This window comes from Streptomyces sp. JNUCC 63, assembly GCF_054366325.1.
In genome coordinates this window covers 4183483-4196223 of sequence record NZ_CM135963.1, presented here as the reverse complement: position 1 = coordinate 4196223, position 12741 = coordinate 4183483, and the positions used below count along the sequence as shown (strand labels likewise).

The 12741-nt window shown below is 70.3% G+C and carries 13 protein-coding genes; 2 read left to right on the top strand and 11 right to left on the bottom strand.

The features are described from left to right. Positions 1-28 precede the first annotated feature (28 nt). Positions 29-2212 (bottom strand): phosphotransferase, encoded by a 2184-nt coding sequence (locus ACX25U_RS19335; protein ID WP_454393769.1) that lies wholly within the window; start codon positions 2210-2212, stop codon positions 29-31. 262 nt (positions 2213-2474) lie between these two features. Continuing rightward, the gene (locus ACX25U_RS19330) at positions 2475-3347 is read right to left on the bottom strand and encodes a winged helix-turn-helix domain-containing protein (protein WP_454393767.1); all 873 of its coding nucleotides are present in this window, start codon (positions 3345-3347) and stop codon (positions 2475-2477) included. A gap of 177 nt (positions 3348-3524) precedes the next feature. Between ACX25U_RS19330 and ACX25U_RS19325 the strand changes: the two genes are divergently transcribed. Continuing rightward, positions 3525-3707: a hypothetical protein gene (locus tag ACX25U_RS19325; protein WP_454394363.1), complete on the top strand. Its 183-nt coding sequence runs from the start codon at positions 3525-3527 to the stop codon at positions 3705-3707. Here the strand turns inward: ACX25U_RS19325 and ACX25U_RS19320 are convergent. The 6 genes from ACX25U_RS19320 to ACX25U_RS19295 form a co-directional block, all read right to left on the bottom strand. Further along, positions 3698-4417 carry an HAD family hydrolase gene (locus tag ACX25U_RS19320; RefSeq protein WP_454393765.1) on the bottom strand — a complete coding sequence of 240 codons (720 nt, stop codon included), beginning with the start codon at positions 4415-4417 and terminating at the stop codon, positions 3698-3700. The two genes, ACX25U_RS19325 and ACX25U_RS19320, sit on opposite strands and share 10 nt — an antisense overlap. 29 nt (positions 4418-4446) lie before the next feature. Next, on the bottom strand, positions 4447-5328 hold the full coding sequence (locus tag ACX25U_RS19315) for a GntR family transcriptional regulator (RefSeq protein WP_454393763.1): 882 nt from the start codon (positions 5326-5328) through the stop codon (positions 4447-4449). Positions 5329-5594: 266 nt separating this feature from the next. Continuing rightward, the gene (locus ACX25U_RS19310; RefSeq protein WP_454393761.1) at positions 5595-6506 is read right to left on the bottom strand and encodes a winged helix-turn-helix domain-containing protein; all 912 of its coding nucleotides are present in this window, start codon (positions 6504-6506) and stop codon (positions 5595-5597) included. A 390-nt stretch (positions 6507-6896) separates the two neighbouring features. Continuing rightward, positions 6897-8156 (bottom strand): GNAT family N-acetyltransferase, encoded by a 1260-nt coding sequence (locus tag ACX25U_RS19305; RefSeq protein ID WP_454393759.1) that lies wholly within the window; start codon positions 8154-8156, stop codon positions 6897-6899. Between the two features lie 56 nt (positions 8157-8212). Continuing rightward, positions 8213-9175, bottom strand: a complete 963-nt coding sequence (locus ACX25U_RS19300) for an asparaginase (RefSeq protein ID WP_454393757.1) — start codon at positions 9173-9175, stop codon at positions 8213-8215. Positions 9176-9267: 92 nt separating this feature from the next. Then, positions 9268-9918: an RsiG family protein gene (locus ACX25U_RS19295; RefSeq protein WP_454393755.1), complete on the bottom strand. Its 651-nt coding sequence runs from the start codon at positions 9916-9918 to the stop codon at positions 9268-9270. A 199-nt stretch (positions 9919-10117) separates the two neighbouring features. Between ACX25U_RS19295 and dtd the strand changes: the two genes are divergently transcribed. Then, entirely contained in the window at positions 10118-10543 is a 426-nt protein-coding gene (gene dtd, locus ACX25U_RS19290; protein ID WP_454393753.1) for a D-aminoacyl-tRNA deacylase, read from the top strand. Between the two features lie 20 nt (positions 10544-10563). Here dtd and ygfZ read toward each other — a convergent pair whose 3' ends face one another. From ygfZ to ACX25U_RS19275, 3 genes are read right to left on the bottom strand one after another with little or no spacing between them, the layout of a single operon-like run. Beyond that, a complete protein-coding gene (gene ygfZ, locus ACX25U_RS19285) occupies positions 10564-11529 on the bottom strand; it encodes a CAF17-like 4Fe-4S cluster assembly/insertion protein YgfZ (protein WP_454393751.1) in 966 nt (321 codons plus the stop codon). A gap of 10 nt (positions 11530-11539) precedes the next feature. Next, entirely contained in the window at positions 11540-11977 is a 438-nt protein-coding gene (locus tag ACX25U_RS19280) for a Fur family transcriptional regulator (RefSeq protein WP_454393749.1), read from the bottom strand. A gap of 16 nt (positions 11978-11993) precedes the next feature. Beyond that, the gene (locus ACX25U_RS19275; protein WP_454393747.1) at positions 11994-12569 is read right to left on the bottom strand and encodes an FABP family protein; all 576 of its coding nucleotides are present in this window, start codon (positions 12567-12569) and stop codon (positions 11994-11996) included. Between the last annotated feature and the right edge of the window lie 172 nt (positions 12570-12741).

The window sequence follows — 12741 nt, the reverse complement described above, 5'->3', positions numbered from 1 at the left end:
CTGGTTTCCCGGTCCTGTCATGGTCTCCTCAGGCCAGAGCACGGGCAAGATACGGGTTCGCCGTGGAACGGACGGTCAGGCCGAGGAACCCGGTGGCCACCGCGAGGGTCACCGCGTACGAGTCGACGGCCCGGCGGACGTTGGGGGCGTCCAGGCTCGCTCCGGTCACCAGGCGGTCCAGGTCCACGTACGCGGAGCGCACGGTCTCGAGCCGGCGGTACACGCGCCAGTCCTGGCGCCAGCCGGTCGTGTACTCGGCGGGCAGGCGGCGCTCCCAGCGGTTGAACATGCGTTCGCGGATCTCCGGGCGGGTCGGCGTGAGATGCATGTGCCGGACCAGGTCGTACAGCGGGTCGCCGATCAGCGCCATCTCCCAGTCGATGATGGTGAGAGCGTGAGCGTCGTCGCGACGGACGAGGTTCCACGGGTTCAGGTCGCCGTGCAGGAGTGCCGGACGGCGGGGGCTGACCCGGTGCCGGGAGAGGATCTGCCCGAGCCGGTGGGCGTCGGGCAGGCCGAGGAGCCGGGCCAGCTGCCGAGACTCCTTGGGCAGCTTGTCCACCAGGATCACCAGCTGGTCGCACAACCAGGTGAAGAAGGGCCACTTGCCCGCGAGCGGGTCGAGCCCTTCGTAGTCCACGTCCGTCAGCGCGCACAGCTGGTCGACGAGCCCGTCCGCCTCGTGCGGCCGCAGGCCGAGCTCCGGGTGGCTGGGCGGACGGTCGGTGTCCTCGGGGCCGACATACGTGTGGATGGCGTACTGCTCCCCCTGGTGGCTGCGGCCCAGAGCGAGGGCCTTCGGTGCCGCCACCGGGACGCCCGACTGCTCGATGGCTCGCAGTACGGCGTGCTCGCTGAGGAAACTGGGCTCACGGCGGCAGACGTTCGCCACCTTGCGGCGCACCACGACCGGGGAGTCGAACCCGGGTACCCGTACCACCGAGTTGAGGTGTGCGGTGCCCTTGAACACCCGGCTGGCCGGAGCCATCCCCTCGGCGAGCAAGGCGTGGTCGACGGCGGAGGCGGGGAAGTCGGGCCGCTGCGGGAGGCGCGGGTCCCACGACCACGAGATCGCCGCCCGCACCCGGCTCGCGCCACCGTTCCTCATCACCGCCCTGGAAGCCCGCCACCGGAACAGGACACGCTCGATCTCCGCGGTGTCCGGAACGTTTCTGAGCCCGAGCGGTTTGGCGCCCGTCTCCAGTGCCCGGCGCACAGACGTCGTCGCCTCGTCCAGGCTCTTCTGGTCGGGCGCGTCCTCCAGGGCCTGCGCGGCCCGCATCACGTCCGGGTAGACGGACTGCGCCTGCTCGAAGGCGACGTAGTGCCGCAGATCCGTGGCCAGGCCGTTGACGGCCGCGGGGCGGATCCGGTCCATGGCTTCGGCCCAGGCGTCGATCACTTCGGCCCACTGGTGTCTGGGGTAGCGCATACGGACCAGGTGGATGGCGAGATCGTGCAGCGGGTCCCCGTAGGTCGCCAGTTCCCAGTCGACGCAGAAGAGGGCCGGATCGCCACCGTACGACATGATCAGGTTGTCGCGGTGCAGGTCCGCGTGGAGCAGGCCGTACGGCCGGCGGGCCATGGCGGGCACCCGCTCGGCCAACTGGATCAGAGCGTCCTCGGGGACGCCCAAGGCGGCGAACAGGCCACCGAAGGCATGCCAATTGGACTGCCTGATCTGCCGGTCCGCAAGCCGCGCCAGCGTCTGCAGAAATGCCTGGCTGTCCTTGTCATTGCGTGGCCACTGCGGGGGCAGCGGGGGCAGCGCCTCCCGGCGGACCTGCGTCATCCGGGCGAGCAGTTCCGCCAGCGCCTTGACGAGCAGGGTGTCCACGGGCTTGCCGTTGCCGCAGACACTGGAGAAAGGCACGCCCTCGACATACCTGTGGATTGCAAAGGAGTCCTGCTTGACCAGGCACTCCGGAACGTTGGGCAACACGCCGCTGACGCCGTCGAGGATCTCCGCCTCGTTCTCCCAGGTTCTGATCACCACGGGCAGCGCCTGGGCACGGCGGATCCGCACGGTCACGGATGTGCCGGCCTCCTTGCGCAGCAGCCGTGCCATGCGCTCCGTCAGGGGCAGTACGTGGTTCTGGTTGTGGTGGCCGCTGCTCGCCTCGCCCAGCTCGGCGGCGAGCCGCACGAACGCCTGAACGTCGCGGAGGACGCGTTCCCCGAGAACGGGACGGGGAGGGGGAGGTGCGCCCACGGCTGCTCCAGTTGCTCAAGTGCTCAGGCGAGAACATTGGTGTGACAAAAGGTACGTCACAGGTCATATCGAATACGAGCGCAGCGCACCTCAGGCCGGCACAACGGTTGGTGTGCCCCTACCTGTGCGCCCGGGCCTGCGCCGCACCTTCGAGGTCGCCTTGCACACCACCTCTTGCGTGCTGTACGCGTGAAACGGAGCTGTTGCTCACGCGGTGCGGGCATGTTACAGCACAGCCCTGGGGCCGCTGTGGCATTTTTCGTCAATCGGACAGCAAAGTCCACACGGACTCGAACCACGACTGCATCGAGGTCGCGAAGACCGAGCCCGGCGAATCGGGGCCCGCGTCGCGTACGTGGTGGGTGAGGGTGGCGCCGAGCCCCAGCACGTCGAGCGCCCTGATCTCCTCGCCGGTCTCGAGCACCACGGGGCGCTCGATCACCTCGTACGGCCCGAAGAGGACCTCCACGCCGTTGAGGACATAGAGCTTGAAGGTCGGCGTCAACGGTGCGTGCCGGATCTGCACGTCGACCACGGGCACCAGCTTCTCGGTCCGCAGCTCGCGCAGCACATTGCGCAGCGAGTCCGTGTGGCGGTTCGTGATGGCGAGCAGGCGGTCACGCAGACGAGGGGCGTTCTCGTCGTCCATGGCCCTCGGATAGGGCAGCGGCGACGACGTGGCCGGCAGGAGCATGCGCAGCGAGATGCTCTGGGGCTGGATGAAGCCGCCTCTGATCCGTTCCGCCTGGAGCCGGATGTGCGCGTCCAGCGACTCGGACGTCAACGTGTATACATCGAGAGCTACTTCGGGCTGTTCGAACGCCTCGCTGATCAGCGGACCCAGCGTGACACCCCGGTGCGACCGGGTGGCCTTGGCCGTCGAGGACTGTATCCGCTGGTTCTTGATGACGCGGGTGCCGCTGCCCTGCCGGGACTCGGTCCAGCCCTCGTTGCTCAGCTCCCGCAGCACCCGCTGCACGGTGTCCCGGGAGACCCCGAACTCCTCCGCGAGATCGCGCTGCGAGGGCAGGAAGGAGCGCACCGGGTACCTGCCGTCCGCCATCCGGGCCCGCAACTCGTCGGAGACTCGGCGGAACTCCTTGCCCCCACCGTCGCCCGCGTGTTCCTCGCTCACAACCTGACCGTACCGCTGGCAGCCCACCAGCAAACCGCCTTTTCGCCTTCCGCGACAGTCATGTGAGACTGCCGCGTTAAGCGATCAGCCAGGCAGGGGACATCCACTCCAAGACAATCAGCCCAATTGGCCCACTGGTTGGCCGCCACACTGAAACTGGAAGGTTTGGTGGGGAACATGGTCCTGCTGCAACTGCTCCGGGTCCTAGGGGAGTTCCTCCTCACGCACGAGGCCCGGACAAGGCTGGGTCTGCTGGGACTGGTTCTGCTGGTCACGGTCACCGTGGGCGTACGGGCCCGCAACGCCAGGCTGGCGGTCGGCGCGGCCGTCGTCTTCACCCTACTGATGGCTCAGGCCTGATCCCGCAGGACGCGCAGTACGGGCTCCAGTGACTCCACGATCACGGTGGCGCCGGCCTCCCTCAGGAGCTTCTCCTTGCGGGCGTCGCGGGCGTAGCCGAGGAAGGGTACGCCGGCCCTCTGGGCGGCCTCGTGGTCCGAGGGGGTGTCGCCGATCATCAGGGCCTGGGCGGGGGCCGCGCCCGTCGCGTTCAGGGCCCGGTTCAGGCAGTGCGGGTCCGGCTTGAGGTGCTGCAGGTCCTGGGTGCGTCCGTAGACGTGGGGGGAGAAGCAGGAGGTGAGGTCACGGCCGTCCAGGTAAGCGCGCACCACGAGGGGCGAGTTGTTCGTGGTGATGGCCAGGCGGGAGCCCAGCGCCGTCCAGGTGCGGATCAGCGCGTCGGCGTACGGGGTGGGCCGGGCGGAGGAGGCGGCGTGCGTCTCCTCCTGGGTCAGCCGCGCCTCCAGCTCCGCGACGAGATCGCTGCCGGGGTGCCGGCGGTCCACGGCGCGCAGGACGACATGCGGGTCCAGCGACTCGCGTTCGGAGTCCGTCAGCAGGCCGTGCAGTCCCCGGCCCTCCAGCCACTGCACCAGTTCGGTCGCCACCCGCTCCGAGGAGTGCCCGGCGAACAGATGGCAGATCGGTCCGTCGAAGTCCCAGAGCACGACCCGGGCGCGTGTGATCAGATTCCGCAGCTTCTCGGTCTCGTTTCCGGTCTGAGCTGTCACCGTTTCGGTCTGCGTCGTATCAGAGGTCACTAGGAGAGTGTCAGGTCCGTGGTGATGGTTTCCCAGAGGGCGTCGAACCACTTCTGGGATTCCTTCACGAAAGCGGCGTCCCGCTGTCCGGTCGCCTTCTCGAAGTGGAACAGCAGGGACTCCCTGCCCATGACGTCGTACATGTCCAGCGTCGCGTCGTCCGCCTGCTCCTCGCGGCGCGCGATCATGTAGTACGCCATCAACGCCTCCGCGCCGTTGAGCAGGTACAGCTTGACCGGCGGGGTGAAGGGCAGCGCGCGGAAGGTCACGCGGACGTCGATGCCGTGGGTGGCGCGCAGGGCGTAGAGGTTGTGACGCAGGACGTGCCCCTGGGCGTTGCGCTGGGCGAGCCAGCGCCGGTGGACCGGGTCCTTCTCGCTCGGTCCGTCCACCGATATCGGGAAGGCCAGGGCGATGTCCCGGGACGGCAGCAGGATGCGCACGTCGATCGCCTCGGGGCACAGCCGGCCCTCGTGGATCAGGCGCACGGGCTCGCCCAGGGCGATCATCAGCGTCTCGGCGGTCAGACAGGCCGCGTCGACCCGCACCTGCCGGGCGGAGAAGGCTTCCACGAGCCGCGGCGCGAGGCCCACCATGGTCGGCTGGGGCTCCGCGCGGGCGGCGACGGGGACGGCGATCCGCGGCGGGCTGCCCTTGGTGACGTTGCTGAGCAGGCCGTCCTCCTGGAGCACCCGGAGCGCCTGGCGCACGGTGCCACGCTCCACTCCGAACTCGTCGGCGAGTTCCGCCTGGGTGGGCAGGCGGTCGCCCGGCTGGAGCACGCCGGTGCGGATCCGCTCCCGCAGGGTGTCGGCGATCTCCTGGGGTGAGCTTCTTCTGCTGCTGCCGTTCACGGCCACGCTCTCCTGGGTCACAGCCAAACGCTACAACTTCGGTCCATCTAAGGGGAGTTGTTTGGAACTTGCTCACAGATGGCAACCAATTGGGGACAACTTCAACAGGGCTGGTCACCAACTTGGTTGAGTTGGCGAAGGTTTTGCCTCCCGGTATGTCCTCGTACCGGGAGGCGACCGTCCGAAGGGGGAACCGTCGTGCCCGCCCTCGCTCTTCCGTCAGTCGTCCTCGGTGGGGGCCGCGGTGCCGGCGACGCCGCTCGCGGGGCCCGCCCTGTGGCCCGTGCGAGACGTCAGCCCGTGAGCGTGAGCTCCGAACTGATCGTCTCCCACAGCGCGTTGAACCACAGGTGGGACTGCTCGACGAACGTCGTCTCGCGCGGGTCGGCGCCCTGCTCGAAGGCGAACAGCATCGACTGCGTGCCCTCGGCGTCGTACAGCGTCAGGGACTCGTGGTCGATCTCCTGCTCGCGCCGGCTCAGCGTGTAGTACGCGAACAGCGCCTCCGAGTCGTTGAGCAGGTACAGCTTGACCGGCGGGGTGAAGGGCAGCGCGCGGAAGCCGACGTGCACGTCGGTGCCGTGGGTGGCGCGCAGGGCCAGCAGGTTGTGTCTGAGCACCTGCCCCTGGGCGTTGCGCTGGTCCAGCCAGCGCCGGCGCAGCCGGCCGGCGGCGGAGGCGTCGTCCACCGGCGCCGGGAAGGCGAGGTCGATGTCGCGGCTGGGCAGCAGGACGCGGACGTCGACCTTGGCCGGTTTCAGTCGCCCGGCGTGGATCTGCCGCAACGGTTCGCCGATGGCCATGGTGAGCGAGACCGCGGTCAGGCACAGGGCGTCGATCCGCACGTGGGAGGCGCCGAAGGCGGCGACGACACGGGGGGCGAGGGCGACCGTGGTGGGCAGCGGCGGGGCGGCGGGACCGGCCGGGTCCCGCCGCGGGTCGGGCGCGACGGTCGCCGGGCTCCCCTTGGACACGTTGGTGAGCAGGTGCTCCGACTGCAGGATGCGCAGCGCCTGGCGGACGGCTCCGCGCTCGACGCCGAACTCGACGGCCAGCTTGGCCTGGGTGGGCATGCGCTGACCCGGCCGCAGCGCACCACTCGTGATCCGGCGGCGCAGTTCGTCGGCCACCTCGTGGTGTGACCTCTGTGGCCGATGTGACCTCTTCCGCCCATTGGCGGAGGCGTGTTCCGGGTCCACGGCCAAACAGTACAACTTCTCGCCATCTTCCGGCAGTTCGGGGAAAGGTGGTTATGAGTCGCTTCCCAACGGAGATAAGAAGAGTGAAGTTGGTAGCCAACTTGAGCGACATGGCCAAACTTTCCAAGTGTTGGCCACCAGGGTGACGGTTGGGGAACGCCGGGCCGTGCTCCCTTCCGGAGGGGAGCCGGGAGCTCGGTCGGTGGGCGAGCCAACGGGAGCGGCAGCCGGCACTCGGCACCGCACGGCACAGTCACAACTGAACAGACGGCGCACAGTCACAACTCCACACTCGTTCGCACAGCCACAACCGAAGACCGCCACGCACAGCCACAACTCAACAGCCAAACTACGGATGCGTCATCCCTGTCAACCGTCACCGGCGGGAAGGAGCGCTCAGAACACGTCCGGGCACCAAGGCCGCCTGGACGTACGCAGCAGGGCGTCGGCCACTTGGGCGGCGCCCGCTCGTTCTTCCTGGACCCGGCCGAGCGCGGCGAGCCGCACCGCGGACTCGTCGCCGAGCCACAGGGCCGCCAACTCCGCCACGTCCAGCGTCAGATCGGCGCTCTCGGTCGTCGGCGTACAGGACGCCCCGGCGGGCGAGGCCTCCAGCCGCCGGCGCCCACCGGTCGTCCCGGCCCGGTCGACGACGTCCAGCACCAGCGTCCCCGTCCCCTCGTACGTCCGTGCCTCCAAGGCCCGTACGACGTCCAGGATCCGCACCCACAACCAGTCCGCCTGCGTGGTGATCGTGGCGGCGCGCGGGTCGGGCAGGAGGAGGGGGAGCAGGTCGTCGGGGGCCCGCCAGCCGCTCTTGACCCTCACGATCCAGTCGATCGAGCACAGGTGGAGCCACAGGGCGCGTTCGGCGGCCGGGGTGACCGCGACGAGGCCCTTCACCGTGGCCGTGTTCAGCGGCTGTTTGGCGTCTCCCCAGGTGTCGTCGCACACGTACGACGCCAGGCCCTCGACCGTGCCGTCCGCGGCGCGGTACACGGCGTGGAAGCGCTCGGTCCACGCCTTGGGGTCCGGGCGCAGGGCGCCGGTGCTGACCTGCCACCAGCGCTCGGAGCGGTCGATCGCGCCGGGCTGGGCGCGGCGCAGCCGCTCGTGCAGTTCGGGGCCGAGCTTGCGTACGTCCTCGCCGTCCACGAGGTCGACGCGGCCGCCGTCCTCGGGGCCCGCCCAGCGCGGGTCGAGGCCGGCCCGGGGGACGTCGATCGTCCACTCGGTCGCCCAGGTGGCGGGGCCGAAGCCGTAGCGGCCGTAGATCGGGTACTCGGCGGCGATCAGGGTCGCGACGACGTCGCCGCGGTCCTTCGCGGCGGCGAGGTCGTGGGCCATCATGCGGGTCAGCAGGCCGCGGCGGCGGTGGGTGGCGGTGACGGTGACGTTCGTTATCGCGTCGGCGGGGACGGTCGCGCCGCCGACGGTGGTGAGCTCCTGCGCGAAGGACCGGAACGTCGCCACGCACCGGCCGGCGTCGAAGGCGCCGAGGGTGCGGGACGGGACGATGTACGACATGCGGTCGGCGATCTCGGCGTCGGAGACGTCGGGGCCGCGCAGGAAGCCGGTGTTCAGGGCACGGGTCCAGTCCGGGATCTCGTTCTCGCTGATGGGACGTACGTCGATGTGAGGGCGGGCGGCAGTCATGGGTCGACGGTAGGGGGAGGGGGTACGGGGTGTCGCGGGGATTTCGGCGCCGGCGCTCAGAACGCCGCCCGGATCTCCCCCACCTCCTGTCCGCCGCCCAGCAGCGGGGCGCGCCCGATGCGGTCGAGCACCGGGGCGTTCAGGCCCATCAGGGTCAGGGCCCGGGCCAGGACCGGGCCCAGGGTCCTGGTCGCGCCGTCGTCGATCTTGAAGGCCAGGGCCCGGCCGTCCGGGAGGGCCACCGCCTGGACCGCTTCCGCGCCCATCTTGGAGAGGGTGCCGGGGAGTTCGCGCATCAGCCAGGTGTCGGGGCGGCGGGTGCCGGCGACGTACTCGGGGTGGGCGCGCATGGCGTCCGCGACGCGGCGTTCGGGGGTGCCGGGTGCGGCCAGGACGAAGGCGCGGTAGGCGCGGGCCAGGCCCGTGAGGCTGATCGCCGTCAGCGGCGCGCCGCAGCCGTCCGTACCGACCGCCGCCACCGGCTCGCCCGCCGCCTCCTCCACAACCCTGTGGATGAGCCGCTGCAGCGGGTGCGCGGGGTCGAGGTACGACTCCAGCGGCCAGCCCCGCAGCGCGCACGCCGCCAGCATCGCGGTGTGCTTGCCGGAGCAGTTCATCACCACCCGGTCGCGCGCCGCCCCGGCCGCCAGGTAGGTCTCCTTCTCCTCCGGGTCCAGCGGCAGGTCCGGCGGGCACAGCAGCTGCGCCGGGGTCAGCCCGTGCTCGTCGAGCATCTTGTGGACCAGGTCCCGGTGGAACGTTTCCCCGGAGTGGCTCGCGGCCGCGAGGGCGAGACGCTCACCGTCCAGCTCCAGACCGGCGTGCAGCACACCCGCCGCCTGCATCGGCTTGTTGGACGAGCGCGGGAAGACCGGCGCGGTCACATCCCCCAGCGCGAGCTCCACCGAACCGTCCGCGCCCAGCAGCACCAGGCTGCCCCGGTGCCGCCCTTCCACGAACCCCGAGCGGACCACCTCCGCCAGGACAGGAGGTATGACGGACGCTGACGACGCGGACATCGGCGGTGGCCTTCCGGGACGACGGACTGGGAAACCCGAAGCACGGGGCGACCTGCCGCCCACGCCGGCCCGGGGTCTCCGCGGCCGTCGCGTCAGACGAGCAGGTCGTCCACCTGTGCTTCCCCCTCACGGTACCTGCGGGCGATCTCCGCGCTGCAGTCGTCGGCCGTACGCTGCAGTTCCTGCCGCCGCCCGGACACCTGCTGCTCGTACCGCACGAGCCGCCCCATCGCCGCGCCCAGCTCCAGGTCCGTACGGGCGCCAAGGTCCGACAGCTCGACCTCGGCGAGCATCTGCGCGGCCAGCCGCCGGTACTCCTCCCCGTGCGGTGTGCCGAGCGTCACATGCCGGGCGGAGGAGCGCTGCCGGGCGGGCGCGTCCTTGAGGATCTCCGCGAGCCGCTCGACGACGGAAGCCCGCTCGGGCGCGGGCGCCTGCCCGGCGTCCAGGACGGACTTCGGCCCGCGCCGGGCCAGTTCCGCGCGCAGGATGTCGATCCGCCCCTGCAGCAGCCGCCGTACGTAACTCAGGTCGGCCTCGTCCCGCTGCGCCTGCCTGCGCAGGGCGCGCAGCTCGGGCAGGCTCAGCACGGTCAGGCCGGGCTCCGTCAGGCCGGGCTCCGCCGGTTCCGTGGGCAGCGCCGGGCTGTCGGTGCGTTGCACGGGCGGCCGGTGGGTCTCCGGAACGCCCTCGTGGATCGGCGAGGCCGCCCCGGGCTGCCGCTCGGTACTCGATGTGCTCATGCCCCTCAACCGTCCCCTCGACCGGCGCGTACGGGAAGCATCGTGCCACTCTGAGTGGCCAGTATGTGACCGAGTGCCCCTGATCGGCCCCGGATGGGGGGTTACGGGGCAGAAAGAAGCACGAATGGACCCTCCCTCGAGCTCTTCGTGCAGGGGACACTCCCATGCACCCGGACGACTCACGGGCATGATGGTCGGCATGCGTGCGGTGGTGCAGAGGGTGGACGGCGCGAGCGTCGTCGTGGACGGCGAGACGGTGGGAGCGATCGAGGGCGAGGGGCTGTGCGTCCTCGTCGGGGTCACCCACGAGGACACCAAGGAGAAGGCGGCCCAGCTCGCCCGCAAGCTCTGGTCGATCCGCATGCTGCACGACGAGAAGTCGTGCAGCGACACCGGCGCCCCACTGCTGGTCATCAGCCAGTTCACGCTGTACGGCGACGCCCGCAAGGGCCGCCGCCCCACCTGGAACGCGGCCGCCCCCGGCGAGGTCGCCGAGCCGCTGGTCGACGAGGTGGTCGCCCAGCTGCGCTCGCTGGGCGCGACGGTGGCGACGGGCCGGTTCGGCGCGCGGATGCGGGTGTCGCTGACGAACGACGGCCCGTTCACCGTCCTGCTGGAGATGTAGCCCCCGGAGGGCTACGGCCGCTACGGCTCTACGACGACCTCCTGTGCCGCCGCCGTCTCCCCCGCCATCAGCCGCGCGTCCACCGGAACGTTCCGCTTGACCAGGGCGAGCGCGATCGGGCCGAGCTCGAAGTGCCGTACGGACGTGGTCACGAAACCGATCCTGCGGCCGTCCGGACCCTCGTCGGCGAGGCGGATCTCCGTGCCGGCCACCGGCAGGTGGACCTCGCTGCCGTCGAGGTGCAGGAAGACCAGGCGGCGCGGCGGCTTGCCCAGGTTCTGCACCCGGGCCACGGTCTCCTGACCGCGGTAGCAGCCCTTCTGCAGATGCACCGCCGTACCGATCCAGCCCAGCTCGTGCGGGATGGTGCGGTGGTCGGTCTCGAAGCCGAGCCGGGGGCGGTGCTGCTCGACGCGCAGCGCCTCGTAGGCGAGGATCCCGGCCGGCGGGCCGGCCGCCCGGGCGTACGACTCCAGGTCCGCACGCGGCAGGAACAGGTCACGGCCGTACGCGGTCTCCCGTACGACGACCCCCTCGGGCACCTCCGCGATGGAACCGGCCGGCAGATGCACGACGGCGAAGTCGCCGGTGCGGTCGGCGACCTCGACCCGGTAGAAGAACTTCATCGACTCCAGGTACGCGATCAGCGCCTCCTGGGTACCGGGCTCCACATGCGCCCAGACCGTCTCGCCGTCGTCGACCAGGTAGAGCGCGTGCTCGATGTGGCCGTGCGCGGACAGGATCAGCGCCTCGGTGGCCTGGCCGGCGGGCAGCTCGCTGACGTGCTGGGTGAGCAGCAGGTGCAGCCAGCTGAGCCGGTCCTCGCCGGAGACGGTGACGACACCGCGGTGCGAGAGGTCGACGAATCCGGTGCCGCCCGCGAGGGCGCGCTGCTCGCGGAACAGGTCGCCGTAGTGGGCGGCGACGCCTTCGTCCACACCCTCGGCGGGGACTGCGCCGGGCAGGGACAGCAGGGGGCTCTTCATACGGGCAAGCCTACGACGCGGTGGTCGAGCCCTTCCGAGAACAGTCCTCGCAGCGGCCGAAGATGGCGAAGTGCTTCAAGTCGGTGTCGAAGCCGAACTGCTGCCGCAGCTTGGCCGTGAAGTCCTCCGCCACCTCCGCGTCGGCCTCGATGACGTTCTCGCAGTCCCGGCAGACCAGGTGCAGGTGGTGGTGGCGGTCGGCGAGGTGGTAGGTGGGCGCGCCGTGGCCGAGGTGGGCGTGGCTGACCAGGCCCAGCTCCTCCAGCAGCTCCAGGGTCCGGTAGACGGTGGAGATGTTGACCCCCGACGCGGTCTTCCTCACCTCGCCGAGGATGTCGTCGGGGGTCGCATGCTCCAGGGTGTCCACGGCTTCGAGCACGAGTTGCCGCTGCGGCGTCAGCCGGTAGCCGCGCTGCCTGAGGTCGCTCTTCCAGTCGGTGCTCACCACACCGAAGAGTCTAGGACTACTTGAAGAACGCGATCCCGTCGTCCGGCAGGTCGTCGGGGAGGGCCTTGGCCCAGCGCTCGACCTGCTCGGGGGTGACGACCTTCTTCAGGTGGGCGGACATGTAGGGGCGCAGCTCGACCTCGGGGGTCTGCTTCTCGCCGACCCACATCAGGTCGCTCTTGACGTAGCCGTACAGCCGCTTGCCGCCGGTGTAGGGGCGGGAGGCGGCGGTGCGGGCGACCGCGTCCGTCACCAGGTCGATCTGCGGCTTGTTGCGCGCCAGCTCGCCGTACCAGATCTCGATGACGCCGTCGTCGCGGGTCATCGTGACCTCGACCTTGCGGTCGGCGTCGATCCGCCAGAAGCCGGACTCGGACTCCAGCGGCCTGACCTTGTTGCCGTCCTTGTCCAGCACCCAGGTGCGGGAGTGGTACTCCAGGAAGTCCCGGCCGTCGTGGGTGAAGGTGACCTCCTGGCCGAAGTTGCACTTCTCGGCGCCGGGGAAGTCGTGCACGCCGACGCCGGCCCAGTCGCCGAGCAGGAAGGCGAGGGGAACCAGGTCCTTGTGGAGGTCGGACGGGATCTCGATCATGAGCGGCGTTTCCTGGTCGTGGTCAGCGCTGGCCCTGGTACAGCTTCTTCACGGTCAGGTAGGCGAAAGCGAGAACGCCGACGCAGACCAGGACCAGCAGGGCTTCGAAGAAGATCGTCACGGGGTGCTCCTTGTTGAGCGCGGTGCGGTACGTACACAGGGCCGGACCCCA

What these genes read in the sequence shown, in the direction of transcription:
- ACX25U_RS19275 (WP_454393747.1), bottom strand. Translation starts at nt 12,569, where the DNA reads ATGATCGAGATCCCGTCCGACCTCCACAAGGACCTGGTTCCCCTCGCC.
- ACX25U_RS19295 (WP_454393755.1), bottom strand. Translation starts at nt 9,918, where the DNA reads ATGAGCACATCGAGTACCGAGCGGCAGCCCGGGGCGGCCTCGCCGATC.
- ACX25U_RS19300 (WP_454393757.1), bottom strand. Translation starts at nt 9,175, where the DNA reads ATGTCCGCGTCGTCAGCGTCCGTCATACCTCCTGTCCTGGCGGAGGTG.
- ACX25U_RS19305 (WP_454393759.1), bottom strand. Translation starts at nt 8,156, where the DNA reads ATGACTGCCGCCCGCCCTCACATCGACGTACGTCCCATCAGCGAGAAC.
- dtd (WP_454393753.1), top strand. Translation starts at nt 10,118, where the DNA reads ATGCGTGCGGTGGTGCAGAGGGTGGACGGCGCGAGCGTCGTCGTGGAC.
- ACX25U_RS19325 (WP_454394363.1), top strand. Translation starts at nt 3,525, where the DNA reads ATGGTCCTGCTGCAACTGCTCCGGGTCCTAGGGGAGTTCCTCCTCACG.
- ygfZ (WP_454393751.1), bottom strand. Translation starts at nt 11,529, where the DNA reads ATGAAGAGCCCCCTGCTGTCCCTGCCCGGCGCAGTCCCCGCCGAGGGT.